Here is a 15,971-nt window from a genome sequence, read left to right on the forward strand (position 1 = left end):
GACCTTTCAACAATTTCATCAACTCCCCGCAAACCCTGGGCAATACTGGCCCTGCCTGCCGTCCTGAGCGGTCGCGATAAAAAGTTCTTTTTGTTGCGACGGATTTTCGGACGCCTGCCGTTCAACCCTACAACTGCGATCACTGGCGATCGCCGATGAAGGAGTTGTCATGAGACTTGCACGACCGCTGGCCAAATTACGTTATGCCCTGTTGATCCCGCTGGCACTGGCCGCCCTGGTCAGCACGCCGACCTTTGCCCAGACCGAAGTGATCATCCGCGAAGCGCCACCGCCGATGCGCGTCGAGGCCGTTCCCGTCGAACGCCCTGGCTATGTGTGGGATCGCGGGCACTGGCGCTACGAAGGGCGCGGTTATGCCTGGGTACCGGGCCACTGGCAGCCGGTGATGCGCAACGCCCGTTGGGAACCTGGCCACTGGGAATCGCGCGGCCCCAACTGGTACTGGAGAGAAGGGCACTGGATCCGCTGAGCATTCCGTCAACCTGACCCTTAGCCACCGGACCGAGACTTGCCCTATTGAAAGACACTGATCCGGACGTTGAGCTGTTGGCCCGCATCGGTAACAACGAACCGGCGGCCATCAACGAAATGGTGACGCGCAAACTGCCGCGTTTGCTCGCGCTCGCCAGTCGGATCCTCGGGGATGCCGACGAGGCCAGGGACGTGGCCCAGGAAAGCTTCCTGCGTATCTGGCGCCAGGCTGCAAGCTGGCGCAGTGGCGAAGCGCGTTTCGACACCTGGCTGCACCGCGTGGCACTCAACCTGTGCCACGACCATTTGCGTCGGCGCAAGGAGCGCCCGCTGCACGATGAGGAGGCGATGAGCGAGGTGGTCGACACAGCGCCTGCGCCCGATGAACAGCTGGAAGCGGCCGCCCGCAGTGAGCACATGGCGGCGGCGTTAGCGTCGCTGCCTGATCGCCAGCGTGAGGCGATTGTGTTGCAGTATTACCAAGAGCTGTCGAATATCGACGCCGCGGCGCTGATGAACATCAGCGTCGAGGCACTGGAGAGCTTGCTGTCACGGGCCCGGCGCAACCTGCGCAGTTACCTTGACGACACACCCGGGCCCGCCCGCCCAGGAAGGGGAAAACCATGACGCCTGAACGATTTGCCCAATTGGCCGAGGCTTACGGCGGCCACTTGCACCGTTGGCCGCGCGCCGAACAGGCCGAGGCCCAGGCCCTGCTGGATGCAGGCGATGCCAGCCTCCTTGAGGTGCTGCATCAGGCGCGATGGCTCGACGGCCAGCTGGACGGCTATCAACTGGCACCCGTCGACCCGGCGCTGGCGCGGCAGATTCGCCAATCGTTTCCCCAGCGCCAGTCCTTCTGGGCGCGCTACGCGGGCTGGCTGTCGCCGGCCGGTTTTGTTGGCGTGGGCATCGCCGGGGTCGCCGCCGGAATCCTGGTGGCGTCGTTGAGCGTGCCGTTGCCCATGCTTGGCCCTGAAGTACTGCCGAGTGTCTTCGACCAGGGCGACGCCGAAGTCGTCTTCACCGTCAACGCCGAGGAAAGCGAGCAATGACCCCGTCACCCAAGTACCTGAAGCCGCTGCTGGTTGTGTCGGTGTTGTTCAACGTGTTTTTGATCGGCGGTGTCGGCGGAGGCTTGTACCACTGGTTGGCGAACACCAAGCCCGCCGAGGCGGTGGTGAACCAGCATGGCCTGCGCCAGGCGATGGTCAAGCTGCCGCCGGAACGGCGCAAGGAACTGCGCCAGTTGTTGCGCCAGAACCGCGCCGACAGCCAGCCGCTGGTGCTGGCCGGGCGTGAGGCGCGGCTGGACGTGATCAAGCAACTGGAGGCGCCGACTCTCGACCGTGAGGCGTTGGTGACGGATCTGGGCAAGGCCCGGGAGGCGGACATGGCGCTCAGGGCGCTGGTGGACAACACCCTGGCGCAGTTCGCCAGCACCTTGCCCCGGGATGAGCGCCAACGGTTGGTGGAGGCGTTGTATATGAAGGGGCAGGCGAAGGGCAAGGTCGCCAGAAGTAACTGAGACGAGCGACGGATGATCGTTCCCACGCTCTGCGTGGGAATGCCGCCCCGGACGCTCTGCGTCCAGTTGGCGATGCAAGGTTCAAGTCTTGCGCAGTGGTGACGCGGAGCGTCACGGGATGCGTTCCCACGCAGAGCGTGGGAACGAGCATTAATCACCGGATGGCATCGCCTGGGTCTGACTGACAGACCGAGGTGCCTGCATCGCGGGCAAGCCCGGCTCCCACATGAGCTCGCTGCGGAACTGAATATATGATGATCGTTCCCACGCTCTGCGTGGGAATGCCGCCCCGGACGCTCTGCGTCCAGTTGGCGATGCAAGGTTCAAGTCTTGCGCAGTGGTGACGCGGAGCGTCACGGTATGCGTTCCCACGCAGAGCGTGGGAACGAGCATTAATCACCGAGACGGGCGACGGATTTCCCGGTTGGCGGCGTTTAACCCGGGTAGGCCCGCCACTCAGGCGAAGGCCAATCTCATTGGGGAACCGTGCCATGTCCCGCCTATTCAAAGCTACGCTGGCCGCCACGTTGATGGCGGCTGCGTTGTCCGGTTGTATTGTCGAGCCTGTTCATCCGCGGCGTCCGCCGCCTTTGGTCGAGGTGGTGCCGGTGGCGCCGGCGCCAGGGTATCAGTGGGTGCGGGGGCACTATCGCTGGGGGAACGGGCAGTGGTTATGGGTGCCGGGGCATTGGCGGTACTGATCCACCACACGTTCAACTGCGACACCTAAACCCTGTGGGAGCTGGCTTGCCTGCGATGGCGTCACCGCGGTGTTACTGACAGACCGAGGTGCCTGCATCGCGGGTAAGCCCGGCTCCCACAGGTGATAGGGGCTCTGTCAGGACTTTCCTGAACGTCTCCACCAGCGGCCGCAGATTGATCCGATGCCACGCCGCCCACAGCGGCGTGGTGTAGGTCAGCCACGGCAGTTCTCGCAGCACAACGCCCGGCGGTGCATTGCGGCTCAAACCCTTTTGCACCATCGCGACACCTAGCCCCGACGCCACCAACCCCAACGCGGTAAACGGCTCGCTGGCTTCCATCGGAATCTGCGGGGTAAACCCTGCCCGAATGCACGCCGCAACAAAGTCATCCGCCGGGTTTGCACCCGCTTTGCGCTGCACGCCAATCCATTGCTGCTCGGCCAGATGCTCAGGCAGCAACTCGCTGACGCTGGCCAGCGGATGCTGCTCGGGCAGTGCCAGCAGCATCGGATCGTCCAGCACTTGCAATGCCATCAGGTCCGGGTCATCCGCCGCCGGTGGTTCACCCACCAGAGCGATATCCAGGCTGCGTTGGCGCAGGCCTTCCAGCTGTTCGGCGGAGGGCAGGTTGTACAGGGCGATATGCACGTTGGGCCGCGCGTCACGCAGTACCTTCAGGCCGTTGGGCAGCACCCCCGCGTGCATGGCGTTTTCGATGTAGCCGATGCACAGTCCGCCTTCTTCGCCTTTACCCAATCGCCGGCCCAATGACTCCAGGCGGTTGGCGTGGGTCAGCAGCGCCTTGGTTTCGGCGAGGAACGTCTGGCCGTCGCGGGTCAGGCGGATGCGCTGTTGGCTGCGCTCGAACAGGGTCAGGCCCAAGCGTTCTTCCAATTGGGCAATCTGCCGGCTCAGGGGCGATTGGGAGATGTGCAACCGTTCGGCAGCACGCCCCACGTGTTCTTCTTCAGCGACTACAACGAAGTAGCGCAATTGGCGGAAGTCGATCATGTCAGACCTTAAGGGACTCAAGTTGGTCGCAGTATGTCTTGGACGGTCCGATCTCTGCAATCTACGATCTGCTCAACGGTCAACACAGCGACCTTGAACAATCTTGAGGATTTACCCCATGAGCTTGAAAGACAAACTGCCCGGCGTGCTGGGTTTTGGCACCGCCCCCTTGGGCAACATGTTCCGTGCGATTCCTGAAGAGGAGGCGCAAGCCACCGTTGAAGCGGCCTGGAACCAGGGCGTGCGTTACTTCGACACCGCACCGTTCTACGGCTCGGGCCTCTCGGAAATCCGCCTGGGCCAGGCCCTGTCCAAGTACAACCGTGACGACTACGTGCTCAGCACCAAGGTCGGCCGGGTGATCCTGGATGAAGTGGAAGAAAGCGCCCGCGACCTCGGCGAGAAAAGCGGCGTGTTTGAACATGGCCGGCCGAACAAGATGGTCAACGACTACAGCGCCGATGCCACCCTGCGCTCCATCGAAGACAGCCTCAACCGCCTGCAAACCGACCGCCTCGACATTGTGTGGATTCACGACATCGCCCAGGATTTCTACGGCGATCAATGGCTGGACTACTTCAATCAGGCGCGCACCGGTGCTTTCAAAGTACTGACCCGCCTGCGTGAAGAAGGCGTGATCAAGGCCTGGGGCCTGGGCGTCAATCGGGTCGAGCCTTGCGAGTTGACCCTGGACCTGGCCGAAGCCCAGCCCGACGGTTTCCTGCTTGCCGGTCGCTACACCTTGCTCGACCATGAACGCGCCTTGCAGCGCTTGATGGATGCAGCCCAGGCGCAGAACGTCGAGATCGTGGTCGGTGGCCCTTACAGCTCCGGGATCCTGGCGGGCGGCGCACATTTTGAGTACCAGAAAGCCAGCCCGGCGATCATCAGCAAGGTCGAGCAGATCAAGGCGATTGCCGCGGCCCATGGCGTGAGTGTGAAAGCCGCTGCACTGCAATTCTCCCTGGCCCACCCGGCAGTGGCGGCAGTGATTCCGGGTGCCAGTCGTCCGGGGCGCATTGCTGAAGACGTCGCGGCGTTGTCAGAGAAGATTCCCGCAGCCTTTTGGCAGGCCCTGCGCGAGGCACGATTGATTTCGGCCCGTGCACCGCTGCCGCTCTAACCATAGGAACGCGAACATGAAAATTGATATCAGTGGCAAAGTCGCAATCGTCAGTGGCAGCACCGCCGGCATAGGCCTGGGCATCAGCCAGGCGCTGGCGCAATCCGGCGCTACGGTGGTGGTGATCGGGCGTGAATCGGGCAAGGTCGACGAGGCGCTGGCGACCATTCGCCAGGCCGTGCCCGGCGCGGATCTGCGTGGGCTGGTGGCGGACCTCGGTACGGCCGAGGGCGCTGAAAAGCTGTTCGCCGCCGAGCCGCGCGCCGACATCCTGGTGAACAACCTCGGGATCTTCAACGACGTCGATTTCTTCGACGCCCCCGACAGCGAGTGGACGCGTTTCTACGAGGTCAACGTGATCTCCGGTGTGCGTTTGTCGCGGCATTACACGCCGGGCATGGTCGAGCAGGGCTGGGGCCGGGTGATCTTTGTGTCGTCGGAATCCGGGGTGGCAACGCCGGCTGACATGATCAATTACGGCGTGACCAAAAGCGCCAACCTGGCGGTGTCCCATGGCTTGGCCAAACGCCTGGCGGGCACCGGGGTGACGGTCAATGCGATCCTGCCGGGGCCGACCTTTACCGATGGCCTGGAGCACATGCTCAAGGACGCCGTGGCCAAGTCCGGGCGCAGTGCGCGGGACGAGGCGGATGTGTTTGTGCGCAATGCGCGGCCGACGTCGATCATCCAGCGCGCAGCGAATGTGGATGAAGTGGCGAATCTGGTGGCGTACATTGCTTCACCGTTGTCCTCTGCCACCACCGGTGCCGCGTTGCGGGTCGACGGCGGTGTTGTCGACAGCATGGCGATCTGATTTTTCTTGAATGGTTTGGAGTGTTAATCGTGGCAAAAGCATCTGCTGTTATTGAAATCCCGGTTTCGGCCGAACAGGTTTGGCAATTGGTCGGCGGCTTCAATTCGCTGCCGGACTGGCTGCCCTTTATCGTCAAGAGCGAGCCGAGTGAAGGCGGGCGCGTGCGCCACCTGCAAACGGCGGATGGCGGGGTGGTGGTGGAACGGTTGCAACGCTTTGATGATGCGGCGCGTACCTACAGTTATTCGATCAGCGAGTCGCCGTTTCCGGTGAGTGAGTATTTGGCGACGTTGAAGGTTGAGGCGCTGGGTGACAGCTCCGCGAAGGTGACCTGGTCGGGCGTGTTTACTCCGGTGGCCGGTGTGACGGATGCGGCGGTGGAGGAGTTGTTCAGCGGTGTCTACAGCGGCGGGCTGGATGCGTTGCGGGGTAATTTTCCGGGCTGAATGAAGATCAAATGTGGGAGCGGGCTTGCTCGCGAATGCGGTGGATCAGTGCCAGATGGGTTGACTGACACTCCGCATTCGCGAGCAAGCCCGCTCCCACATTGGTTTTGTGGTGTTCTTCAGGCTTCAGGCTTCGGGCATCAGTTGTTGGCGGCATTCGAGGATCAGCTTCGCACCGCCTCGTTCGCTGCTGCCGACTTCCAGCTTGAAACCGTGCAGGTTGATGATCGCGGCGACAATCGACAGCCCCAAGCCAAACCCGCCTTGCTGTTGATTGCCTTCGTCCACCCGGTAAAACCGCTGGAACACCGCGGCACGTTCAGCTGCGGGAATCCCGGGGCCGGAGTCCAGGACTTCAATGCGGGTGCTGCCGGCATCGTTCACGCCGCGCAAAATCACTTCGCCGCCCGGCGGGGTGAATTTGATCGAGTTGCTCAGCAGGTTGGCCAGGGCTTCGAACAGCAGCGCGCGGTCACCGGTGATCCAGGGCAATGAGTCCGGCACTTGCAGCAGCAGTTCCATCTCGCCTTCTTCTGCCAGGGGCAGGTAGAAGTCGTGGAGTTCCTGCAGCAAGGGCAGGGGATCAAGCACCAGGAAGCCCGAGCGGCGCTGGTGGTCTTCCAGTTCGGAAATCCGCAGCAGGCCGCGAAAACGCGCCATCAAGGTGTCGGTCTCGGCGATGGCCGCGTCCAGTTGCAGGGCGTGGGGCGCGTCTTCATCAGCCTGTTGCTGGATCCGGTACAGCTGCGCCCGCAGGCGTGTGAGCGGGGTGCGCAGGTCGTGGGCGATGTTGTCGCACACGCCCTTGACCTCGTTCATCAGCTTCTCGATGCGGTCGAGCATCGCGTTGACGATGGCTGCCAGCATGTCCAGTTCGTCGCGTCGGTCGGACAATGGCAAACGGTGGGTCAGGTCGCCGGCCACGATGGCTTCGGCACTCGCCTGGATCCCGCGAATCCGCCGCAACGGGCGCCGCCTGAGCAGGTGCCAGCCGGCCGCGCCGGGAATGATCGTCAGGGTGATCCCCCACAGCAAGGCGTGCAGGATGATCCGCGTCACGCCGAACAGCGAGCCGTTGGCGCGCACCAGGATCAGCCAGCGGCCGTCTTCGGTGTGGGTGGCTACGGCGTCGCAGCTGTCGCGCGGCAGTTTCGGGTCGTCGGAGTCGATGCAGTTGGCCAGGGCGTGGATGTGTCCGTCCATTGGCAGGTCGGGCGGTATCACGCGGATCGGGCCGCTGATGGGGTTGAACTGATTATCGAACAGGCCGTAGGCGTCAACGCCCTTCATGTCGAAGGTCATGCTGGTGGTCAGGGCTTCCACCAGCTCTTCGCCGTCAAACCGCTGGAACAGGTGCTGGCGCTGCATCAGGGAGTGGCGCGAGAGGTCGCCCAGGTAACCGGACACCTCGTAGTACAGCACGCCCATGAGGATGCAGCTCCAGGCCACGAACAACGAACTGTAGAGCGCCAGCAGCCGGCTGCTGGAAGAGCGCCAGCCTTTAGAGGGGTTCAGCAATGACATACCCGGAACCTCGTACCGTGCGGATCAGCGGCGTGAGGCCCGGCGGGTCGATTTTTTTGCGCAGGCGACCGATGTGCACGTCGATCAGGTTGGTGCCCGGGTCGAAGTGATAACCCCAGACTTCCTCGAAGATCATCATCCGCGAGAGGATTTGCCCGGTGTTGCGCATCAGGAATTCCAGCAGTTTGTATTCGGTCGGCAACAGGCTCAGGGGCTGTTCGGCACGGCTGGCTTCACGGCTGATCAGGTTCAGTTCCAGATCCGCCACGCGCAAGGCAGTTTCGAACTCCTTGACCGTGCTTTTGCGCCGCAGCAGCACTTCGACGCGGGCGGCCATTTCGTCGGAGGCGAACGGTTTGGTCAGGTAGTCATCACCACCGGCCCGCAGGCCGCGTACCCGTTCATCCACATCGGAGAGGGCGCTGATCATCAGGATCGGCGTGGATACGCCGATGGTACGCAGGGTGGTGACGATGGCCAGGCCATCCAGTTCCGGGAGCATGCGGTCGAGGGTGATCAGGTCGTAATCACCGCTGACGGCACGGACCAGGCCTTCGCGGCCATTGTCTACCCAGTCTACGTCCAGTCCATGGCTACTCAGCTCGGCAACGATCTCGCGGGCCGTTACGGCGTCGTCCTCGATGGTCAAAATGCGGGTCATAAGGATTACCTGGTGAGCGATTCACACTGAAGTGCGGGCATTTTGCCAAGAAATGATAGCCCGCTTCCTAAATAAAAATTTATGTAGGCACAAACGACACAATTCACCATAACCCGCTGAATCTGAACGAACGCTGTGTGTGTAGGATTTTTTGCATGCCATGGGGGGCGTACGGGTTATTTCCTACGAGGAATGCAATACGCCCGCCGCTCCAGGCCATTTCTTGCAAGTTGCATGGTTCAAATTAGTTCAACTTAATTAAGTTGTTGAAATATATGAAATTTTAATTTTCGAGCTTCTGGCACGTCGCCTGCACTGTCCCTTTTGAGACTTGTAACACTATTTTTCATGCCTGGAGCAAAACAACAATGATTACATCCTCATCCACGCTGCAAGAGTCGAGCACGCTCTCCGGGGTTTCCTGGGGCGCGATCTTTGCCGGGGCCGCTGCCGCGGCTGCGCTGTCCTTGATTCTGGTACTGCTGGGCTTCGGCCTGGGCTTTTCGGCGGTGTCGCCGTGGGCCGACAGTGGCATCAGCGCCAAAGGGCTTGGCATTTCTACCATTGTCTGGCTGGCGGTTACGCAAATCATCGCGTCGGGGATGGGCGGTTACATCGCCGGTCGCCTGCGGGTGAAATGGGCCAATATGCACGGCGATGAGGTGTACTTTCGCGACACCGCCCATGGCTTCCTGGCCTGGGCCGTGGCGACACTGGTGACGGCGGTGCTGATCGTCGGTTCGGTCAGCAGTGTGGTCAGCGGTGGTGTGAAGGCCGGAGCCAGTGTGGCCTCGGGTGCCGTCAGTGGCATGAGCCAGGTGGCTGGCGCTGCCTCCAAGGGCGAAGACTTTGGCTACTACGTCGACAGCCTGTTCCGTGATGATCGCCCGGCCGCCGTCAGTGATGACGCGGTGCATGGTGTGGTCGCTCGCATCTTCGCTCGTACCGTGAGCAACAATGGTCAGCTGGCACCTGAAGACCGTGCGTACCTTGCACAGTTGATCAGCCAGCGGACCAACCTCAGCCAGGCCGATGCCGAGGCGCGTGTTGACCAGGTCTATGGCCAGGCTCAAAAAGCCCTGGATGACGCCAAGTTGAAAGCCAAGCAGGCTGCCGACACGGCTGCAAAAGTGGCTGCCTACACGTCGCTGTGGACCTTCGTGGCGCTGTTGATCGGTGCGTTTTTTGCCAGCCTCGCTGCAACCTTTGGTGGTCGTCGCCGGGATGCCGTGGTGTATCTGGAAACCACTCCCCACACCACTTCCGTTCGTTAATTCAAGGAGAACGTCATGCGCTCATTACTGCTGTTTTTCCTCGGTGTGCCTATCCCGGTCATTATTCTGATCGCGATCTTCATGCACTGATCCTGAGGCTTGCTCGGTCCCCATGTGGGAGCGGGCTTGCTCGCGAAAGCGGTGTATCAGTCACCTATGGATTGGCTGATACACCGCTTTCGCGAGCAAGCCCGCTCCCACATTTTGTTTTGTGTCGTTGCTGCATTCCGGGGGAAGGCGAAATCTCCGGATTTTGTTAATTGTTGCTTAACATCCTTTTAGCTAAGCTCCCGTCCCATGAGCCGCTATCTGCGTTTTTTCCTGGTCCTGCTGTTGAGTCTTGCGCTTCCCCTGACCGGGATGGCGGGTGTGCCGTCGAGCACCGAGCCGTGCCCGATGCAGATGTCCGACATGCAGATGATGAGCGACATGGCCCCTGACTGTTGCCAGGACGGCGCAGCTGCCGACCACGGCAAAAGCTGCAAGCCCGGCCAGGAGTGCAAGACCGGCGGCATGCTGCAATTGTCGATGCCGGTGCTCAAGGCCCCGGTGACTGCTTCCAATGCGCTGGTTGTCAGCGTCTCTTCCGACTTCATTCCCGACCGCACGCCGTCCGGCGTCTGGCGCCCGCCCCGTCGCTGAATCCTGTTGCACCTGAAGACTCGTCCCTGAACCGGGACGGCTTTGCTGTGGGCCGCGTAAAGCGGTGCACAGCGCAACAGAACAGGACACTTCAAGATGAATTTCCTATGCGTGCGTGCCCTGGTGATGGGCGTGCTGGCGTGGCCGACGCTGGCGTCTGCGCTGACCCTGGATGAGGCCTTGCGCCTGGCGCAAAACAACGCGCCGTCGCTGACGGCTGAATCCTCCAAATTGCAGGCTGCCACTCAGGCGGCGATTCCGGCCGGCGAACTGCCGGACCCGAAACTGGTAGTAGGCCTGCAAAATTTCCCCGTTGGCGGGCCCAATCGCGGCACGTTGTATGGCGATGACATGACCGAGCAAATGATCGGCATCCAGCAACAAGTGCCCAGCCGCGACAAGCGCAAGGCACGGGTTGAGTTGGCGTCGGCCAGCGTGGACACGGCTGCCGCCGAAGGCCGGATCGAGCGCTTGAATGTGCGTCAGGCCACCGCCCAGGCGTGGATTCGCGCCTATGCGGTGGAGCGCAAAGAGGCGCTGTTCAAGGACTTCTATCAGCAGAATCGCCTGCTGCAAGACACCGTGCGTGCGCAACTGGCCGGCGGTCGCGGGCAGCCTTCCGACGTCGTGATCCCGAAGCAGGAAGCGGCTGACCTGGCCGAGCGCGAGGATGAGCTGATCCAGCAACGCGCCCAGGCCCGGGCGGCCCTCAAGCGCTGGATCGGCCCGGCCGCCAGTGAAGCCCCCAGCGGGCAATTGCCGAACTGGAAAATCGACACCACCGGCTTCACCCACAACCTGCACCAGCACCCGGTTCTGCAAGCCTTTGCACCGCGCACCCGCGAGGCCGAAGCCCGGCTGAACGAGGCCAGGGCGCAAAAGACCTCGGACTGGAGTTGGGAAGTGGACTACCAGCACCGAGGCCGTGAGTACGGGGACATGGTCAGCCTGCAATTCACCTTCGATTTGCCGATCTTCCCCGGTCGCCGACAAAACCCCGGTATCGCCGCCAAGCAGGCCGAACTCGACCAACTGGACGCCGAACGCGAAGCCAAGACCCGTGAACATACCCAGGAACTCGAAGACGACCTGGCCAACTACCAGCGCCTGGACCGCGCCGTGCAGCGCAGCCAGGACAGCCTGGTGCCGCTGGCCGAGGAGAAATTGTCGCTGAGCCTGGCGGGGTATCGCGCGGGCAAGGGCGACCTGATGAGCGTGGTCAGCGCCCGCCGCGAGTGGGTCGAGGCGCGCTTCAAACAGATTGACGCCATTGAGCAGCGTGCCCTGACCGGCGCCCAGCTGTATTTCGCTTACGGGGAACCCGCCAATGAATAACCGAATCGTGAATATGGCCCTGTTGGGCGGCGTCCTGCTGCTGGGTCTGGGTGGCGGCTACTGGCTGGCGCAGATGCGCGAGGCACAGCCGGCCATGGCCGGGACGATGCAGGCGCCGGACGAGAAAAAGGCGCTGTACTGGTACGACCCGATGTACCCGCAGCAAAAATTCGACAAGCCGGGCAAGTCGCCCTTCATGGACATGCAACTGGTGCCGCGCTACGCCGGTGGCGCCGAGGAGAGTGCGGCGATTCATATCGATTCGAGCCTGACCCAGAACATCGGCGTGCGTTTGGCGAGCGTCAGCCGTGGGGTGCTGGCGTCGAGTCTTGAGCTGTCGGGAATCCTCGCCTTCAACGACCGCGATGTGGCGGTGGTGCAGGCGCGCGCTGCCGGATTTGTCGAGCGGGTTTACGCCCGTGCGCCGGGGGATGTGCTCAAGGCTCAGGCGCCCCTGGCTGACATTCTGGTGCCCGAATGGGCCGCCGCTCAGGAAGAGTTCCTTGCTCTGCGACACAGCGATCCAGGTTTGTTGGCTGCCGCCCGCCAGCGTCTGCGCTTGAGCGGAATGCCTGCCGGGTTGATCACGCAGATGGAGCGCAGCGGCCGGGTGCAATCGGTGATGACCATCACCACCGCGCTGGGCGGCGCGTTGCAAACCCTCGACGTACGCGAAGGCATGACCGTCGCGGCGGGCCAAACCCTGGCGCGGGTCAATGGCCTGGGCACCGTGTGGCTGCAGGTCGCCGTGCCTGAAGCCCAGGGCGCCGCGCTGGCCGTTGGGCAAACGGTCGAGAGCCGTTTTGTCGGGTTGCCGGGACAAGTCGTCAAAGGCACCGTCGCCGCGATTCTGCCGGCAACCGCCATGGACAGCCGCACCGTGCAGGTTCGGGTCGAACTGCCCAACCCTGACGGTATGTTGCGCCCCGGTATGACCGCCCAGGTGCGCCTGGCCCAATCCAGCGGCCAATCGGTGCTGTTGCTGCCGAGCGAGGCGTTGATTCGCACCGGCAAACGCGTGCTGGTGATGGTGGCCGAGGAGGGCGGGCGATATCGCCCGGTAGAAGTCCAGGTGGGTGCAGAAAACCAGGACAACACCGTCATCCTCGCCGGCCTGCAGGAAGGCCAGCAGGTGGTGGCCTCCGGTCAATTTCTGCTGGACTCCGAAGCAAGTTTGAAGGGTATTACCACTCAATCGTCCGGCGGTTTTTCAGATGAGGGGGCCATGGACGGCATGAGCATGCAACCGGGAGCCCGGCCATGATCGCCCTGTTGATTCGCTGGTCGGTGGCCAACCGCTTTTTGGTGTTGTTGGCGACTTTATTCGTGACGGCCTGGGGTTTGTGGTCGATCCAGAACACCCCGGTGGACGCCTTGCCGGACCTGTCGGATGTGCAGGTGATCATCCGCACGCCTTACCCGGGCCAGGCCCCGCAGATTGTCGAGAACCAGGTCACTTACCCGATGACCACCACCATGCTCTCGGTGCCGGGGGCGAAGACCGTGCGCGGCTTTTCGTTCTTCGGCGACAGCTACGTCTACGTGCTGTTCGACGAAGGCACCGACTTGTATTGGGCGCGCTCGCGGGTGCTGGAATACCTTAGCCAGTTGCAGGCGCGTTTGCCGGCATCGGCCAAGCCGGCGCTGGGCCCGGATGCCACCGGTGTCGGCTGGATCTACCAGTACGCGCTGGTGGACCGCACCGGCAAACACGACCTGGCGCAACTGCGCTCGTTGCAGGACTGGTTCCTCAAGTTCGAGCTCAAGACCCTGCCCAATGTCGCCGAAGTGGCGACCATCGGCGGCCAGGTCAAGCAGTACCAGGTGCAGATCGACCCGCTGGCCCTGGCCAGTCGCGGCATCACCCAGGCCCAGGTGGTGGAAGCCATCGGCAAGGCCAACCAGGAAACCGGCGGTTCGGTGCTGAACATGGGTGAGTCGGAATACATGGTGCGTGCGTCCGGCTACCTGAAAACCCTGGAGGACTTTCGCGGCATTCCCCTGCGGCTCGACACCCACAACGTGCCGGTGCCCCTTGGAGATGTGGCGACGATCCAGCTGGGCCCGGACATGCGCCGGGGCATCAGTGAACTGGATGGCGAAGGCGAGGCGGTGGGCGGCGTGGTGATCCTGCGCAGCGGCAAGAACGCCCGCGAGGCCATCGCGGCGGTCAAGACCAAGCTGGAGCAACTGCAAACCAGCCTGCCGCCCGGGGTGGAAATCGTCACCACCTACGATCGCAGCAAACTCATCGATCGCGCCGTGGACAACCTCAGCCACAAGCTGCTCGAAGAGTTCCTGGTGGTGGCGCTGGTGTGCGGGATCTTCCTGTGGCACCTGCGCTCCTCGCTGGTGGCGATCATCTCGTTGCCGGTGGGGGTGTTGATTGCCTTTATCGTCATGCGCTTCCAGGGCATCAACGCGAACATCATGTCCCTGGGCGGGATTGCGATTGCCATCGGCGCGATGGTCGATGGCGCGGTGGTGATGATCGAGAATGCCCACAAGAAAATCGAAGCCTGGCACCACGCGCATCCGAACCAGGAATTGAAGGGGGAGGCGCATTGGAAGGTCATCACCGATGCAGCAGTGGAGGTGGGGCCGGCGTTGTTTTTCTGCCTGCTGATCATCACCTTGTCGTTTATCCCGGTGTTCACCCTGCAAGCCCAGGAAGGCCGCTTGTTCGGGCCGCTGGCCTACACCAAGACCTATGCCATGGCCGCTGCGGCGGGGTTGTCGGTGACCCTGATCCCGGTGCTGATGGGCTACTGGATTCGCGGGCGTATTCCCGATGAGCAACGCAACCCGCTGAATCGCGGCCTGATCAAACTCTACCAACCGGCCCTCGACGCGGTGCTGCGCTGGCCGCGCATGACCTTGCTGGTCGCGCTGCTGATGGTCGCCAGTGCGCTATGGCCAGTGTCGCACCTGGGCGGTGAATTCCTGCCGCCGCTGGATGAGGGTGACCTGTTGTATATGCCGTCGGCGTTGCCTGGTTTGTCGACGCAAACTGCCGGCGCATTGCTGCAACGTACCGACCGCTTGATCAAGAGCGTGCCGGAAGTCGCCCACGTGTTCGGCAAGGCCGGCCGCGCCGAAACCGCCACCGACCCGGCGCCGCTGGAAATGTTCGAAACCACCATCGAGTTCAAGCCGCGAGACCAATGGCGGCCGGGCATGACCCCGGAAAAACTGGTGAAGGAACTCGACCGGGTGGTGCAGGTGCCGGGGCTGACCAACATCTGGATTCCGCCGATCCGCAACCGCATCGACATGCTCGCCACCGGGGTCAAAAGCCCGATCGGCGTGAAGGTCGCGGGTTCCAGCCTGATGGACATCGACGCCGTGACCCAGGCCGTGGAAAAGGTCGCCAAGACGGTGCCCGGCGTCAGCTCGGCGCTGGCGGAACGCCTGACGGGCGGGCGCTACATCGACGTGGATATCGACCGCCCGGCCGCCGCGCGTTATGGCCTGAACATCACCGATGTGCAGTCCATTGTCTCCGGGGCGATTGGCGGGGAAAACATCGGCGAGACCGTCGAAGGCTTGGCGCGGTTTCCCATCAACCTGCGCTACCCGAAAGAATGGCGCGACTCGGTGAGCGCGATGAGCAACCTGCCGATCTATACGCCGTCAGGCAGCCAGATCACCCTGGGCACCGTGGCCAGGATCAAGGTCAGCGAAGGCCCGCCGATGCTCAAGAGCGAAAACGCCCGGCCTTCCGGCTGGGTGTACATTGACGTGCGTGATCGCGACCTGGCGTCGGTGGTGAAGGACTTGCGCGAGGCGATCAACCAGAACGTGCAACTGCAACCGGGCATGAGCCTCAGCTACTCGGGGCAGTTCGAGTTCCTGGAGCGGGCCAATGCGCGCCTGAAACTGGTGGTGCCGGCGACCTTGCTGATCATCTTCGTGCTGCTGTACCTGACGTTCCGGCGGGTGGATGAGGCGCTGCTGATCCTCGCCACGTTGCCGTTCGCGCTGACGGGTGGGGTGTGGTTGCTGTACTGGCTGGGCTTCAACCTGTCGGTGGCGACGGGTGTTGGATTTATCGCGTTGGCGGGGGTGTCGGCGGAGTTCGGCGTGATCATGCTGCTGTATTTGAAAAACGCCTGGGCCGAACGCCAGGGAGGAGGGGACCAGGCCCTGCTGGAAGCCATCACCGAAGGTGCCGTATTACGCGTGCGGCCCAAGGCGATGACCGTGGCCGTAATCATCGCCGGCTTGCTGCCGATCCTTTTAGGCGGCGGCAGCGGCAGCGAAGTCATGAGCCGGATTGCCGCGCCCATGATTGGCGGCATGCTCACAGCGCCCTTGCTCTCCCTATTCGTCATCCCGGCGGCATATAGGCTAATGCGCAAATCCAAAAGCTAACGACAATCAAATGTGGGAGCGGGCTTGCTCGCGAAAGCGGTGT

16 protein-coding genes are annotated in these 15,971 nt (G+C 62.7%); 13 read left to right on the forward strand and 3 right to left on the reverse strand.

The genetic code is table 11. The features are described 5' to 3' along the window. The first annotated feature begins 169 nt into the window (after positions 1-169). From HX814_RS00245 to HX814_RS00265, 5 genes are all read left to right on the forward strand, one after another. Positions 170-490, forward strand: coding sequence for a YXWGXW repeat-containing protein (locus HX814_RS00245; protein ID WP_003219711.1), 321 nt, complete (start codon positions 170-172; stop codon positions 488-490). Between the two features lie 47 nt (positions 491-537). Beyond that, positions 538-1,119, forward strand: a complete 582-nt coding sequence (locus HX814_RS00250; RefSeq protein ID WP_087694119.1) for an RNA polymerase sigma factor — start codon at positions 538-540, stop codon at positions 1,117-1,119. Continuing rightward, positions 1,116-1,547 (forward strand): hypothetical protein, encoded by a 432-nt coding sequence (locus tag HX814_RS00255; protein WP_003219715.1) that lies wholly within the window; start codon positions 1,116-1,118, stop codon positions 1,545-1,547. The genes HX814_RS00250 and HX814_RS00255 overlap by 4 nt, the downstream gene beginning before the upstream one ends. Then, positions 1,544-2,020, forward strand: a complete 477-nt coding sequence (locus HX814_RS00260; RefSeq protein ID WP_008435977.1) for a periplasmic heavy metal sensor — start codon at positions 1,544-1,546, stop codon at positions 2,018-2,020. Before HX814_RS00255 ends, HX814_RS00260 begins: the two co-directional genes overlap by 4 nt. Before the next feature lie 491 nt (positions 2,021-2,511). After that, positions 2,512-2,721 (forward strand): YXWGXW repeat-containing protein, encoded by a 210-nt coding sequence (locus HX814_RS00265; RefSeq protein ID WP_080673247.1) that lies wholly within the window; start codon positions 2,512-2,514, stop codon positions 2,719-2,721. A 72-nt stretch (positions 2,722-2,793) separates the two neighbouring features. Here HX814_RS00265 and HX814_RS00270 read toward each other — a convergent pair whose 3' ends face one another. Continuing rightward, positions 2,794-3,735, reverse strand: coding sequence for a LysR substrate-binding domain-containing protein (locus HX814_RS00270; protein ID WP_177009772.1), 942 nt, complete (start codon positions 3,733-3,735; stop codon positions 2,794-2,796). A 118-nt stretch (positions 3,736-3,853) separates the two neighbouring features. Here HX814_RS00270 and HX814_RS00275 point away from each other — a divergent pair, with 118 nt between their 5' ends. Genes HX814_RS00275 through HX814_RS00285 form a run of 3 tightly spaced genes read left to right on the forward strand, consistent with a single transcriptional unit; the run spans position 3,854 to position 6,118 of the window. After that, a complete protein-coding gene (locus tag HX814_RS00275) occupies positions 3,854-4,858 on the forward strand; it encodes an aldo/keto reductase (RefSeq protein WP_003219721.1) in 1,005 nt (334 codons plus the stop codon). 16 nt (positions 4,859-4,874) lie between these two features. Then, entirely contained in the window at positions 4,875-5,672 is a 798-nt protein-coding gene (locus HX814_RS00280; RefSeq protein WP_003219722.1) for an SDR family NAD(P)-dependent oxidoreductase, read from the forward strand. 29 nt (positions 5,673-5,701) lie between these two features. Beyond that, the gene (locus HX814_RS00285) at positions 5,702-6,118 is read left to right on the forward strand and encodes an SRPBCC family protein (RefSeq protein ID WP_102369400.1); all 417 of its coding nucleotides are present in this window, start codon (positions 5,702-5,704) and stop codon (positions 6,116-6,118) included. A gap of 126 nt (positions 6,119-6,244) precedes the next feature. On the opposite strand, the gene HX814_RS00290 is transcribed toward HX814_RS00285, so the two are convergent. Together HX814_RS00290 and HX814_RS00295 are read right to left on the reverse strand one after the other, a co-directional pair. Beyond that, the gene (locus HX814_RS00290) at positions 6,245-7,642 is read right to left on the reverse strand and encodes a cell wall metabolism sensor histidine kinase WalK (RefSeq protein ID WP_008435962.1); all 1,398 of its coding nucleotides are present in this window, start codon (positions 7,640-7,642) and stop codon (positions 6,245-6,247) included. Beyond that, positions 7,620-8,303 carry a response regulator transcription factor gene (locus HX814_RS00295; protein ID WP_003219726.1) on the reverse strand — a complete coding sequence of 228 codons (684 nt, stop codon included), beginning with the start codon at positions 8,301-8,303 and terminating at the stop codon, positions 7,620-7,622. Before HX814_RS00295 ends, HX814_RS00290 begins: the two co-directional genes overlap by 23 nt. 368 nt (positions 8,304-8,671) lie before the next feature. Between HX814_RS00295 and HX814_RS00300 the strand changes: the two genes are divergently transcribed. From HX814_RS00300 to HX814_RS00320, 5 genes are all read left to right on the forward strand, one after another. Then, positions 8,672-9,577 (forward strand): hypothetical protein, encoded by a 906-nt coding sequence (locus HX814_RS00300; RefSeq protein WP_003219728.1) that lies wholly within the window; start codon positions 8,672-8,674, stop codon positions 9,575-9,577. Positions 9,578-9,874: 297 nt separating this feature from the next. Then, entirely contained in the window at positions 9,875-10,219 is a 345-nt protein-coding gene (locus HX814_RS00305) for a hypothetical protein (protein WP_177009771.1), read from the forward strand. 96 nt (positions 10,220-10,315) lie between these two features. After that, positions 10,316-11,554 carry a TolC family protein gene (locus HX814_RS00310; RefSeq protein WP_177009770.1) on the forward strand — a complete coding sequence of 413 codons (1,239 nt, stop codon included), beginning with the start codon at positions 10,316-10,318 and terminating at the stop codon, positions 11,552-11,554. Continuing rightward, positions 11,547-12,818: an efflux RND transporter periplasmic adaptor subunit gene (locus HX814_RS00315; RefSeq protein WP_177009769.1), complete on the forward strand. Its 1,272-nt coding sequence runs from the start codon at positions 11,547-11,549 to the stop codon at positions 12,816-12,818. Before HX814_RS00310 ends, HX814_RS00315 begins: the two co-directional genes overlap by 8 nt. Then, complete coding sequence (locus HX814_RS00320; protein ID WP_177015375.1) at positions 12,815-15,928, forward strand: efflux RND transporter permease subunit; 3,114 nt, start codon at positions 12,815-12,817, stop codon at positions 15,926-15,928. The genes HX814_RS00315 and HX814_RS00320 overlap by 4 nt, the downstream gene beginning before the upstream one ends. Positions 15,929-15,971: the final 43 nt, after the last annotated feature.

This window comes from Pseudomonas sp. C8002, assembly GCF_013385765.1.
Classification (GTDB): domain Bacteria; phylum Pseudomonadota; class Gammaproteobacteria; order Pseudomonadales; family Pseudomonadaceae; genus Aquipseudomonas.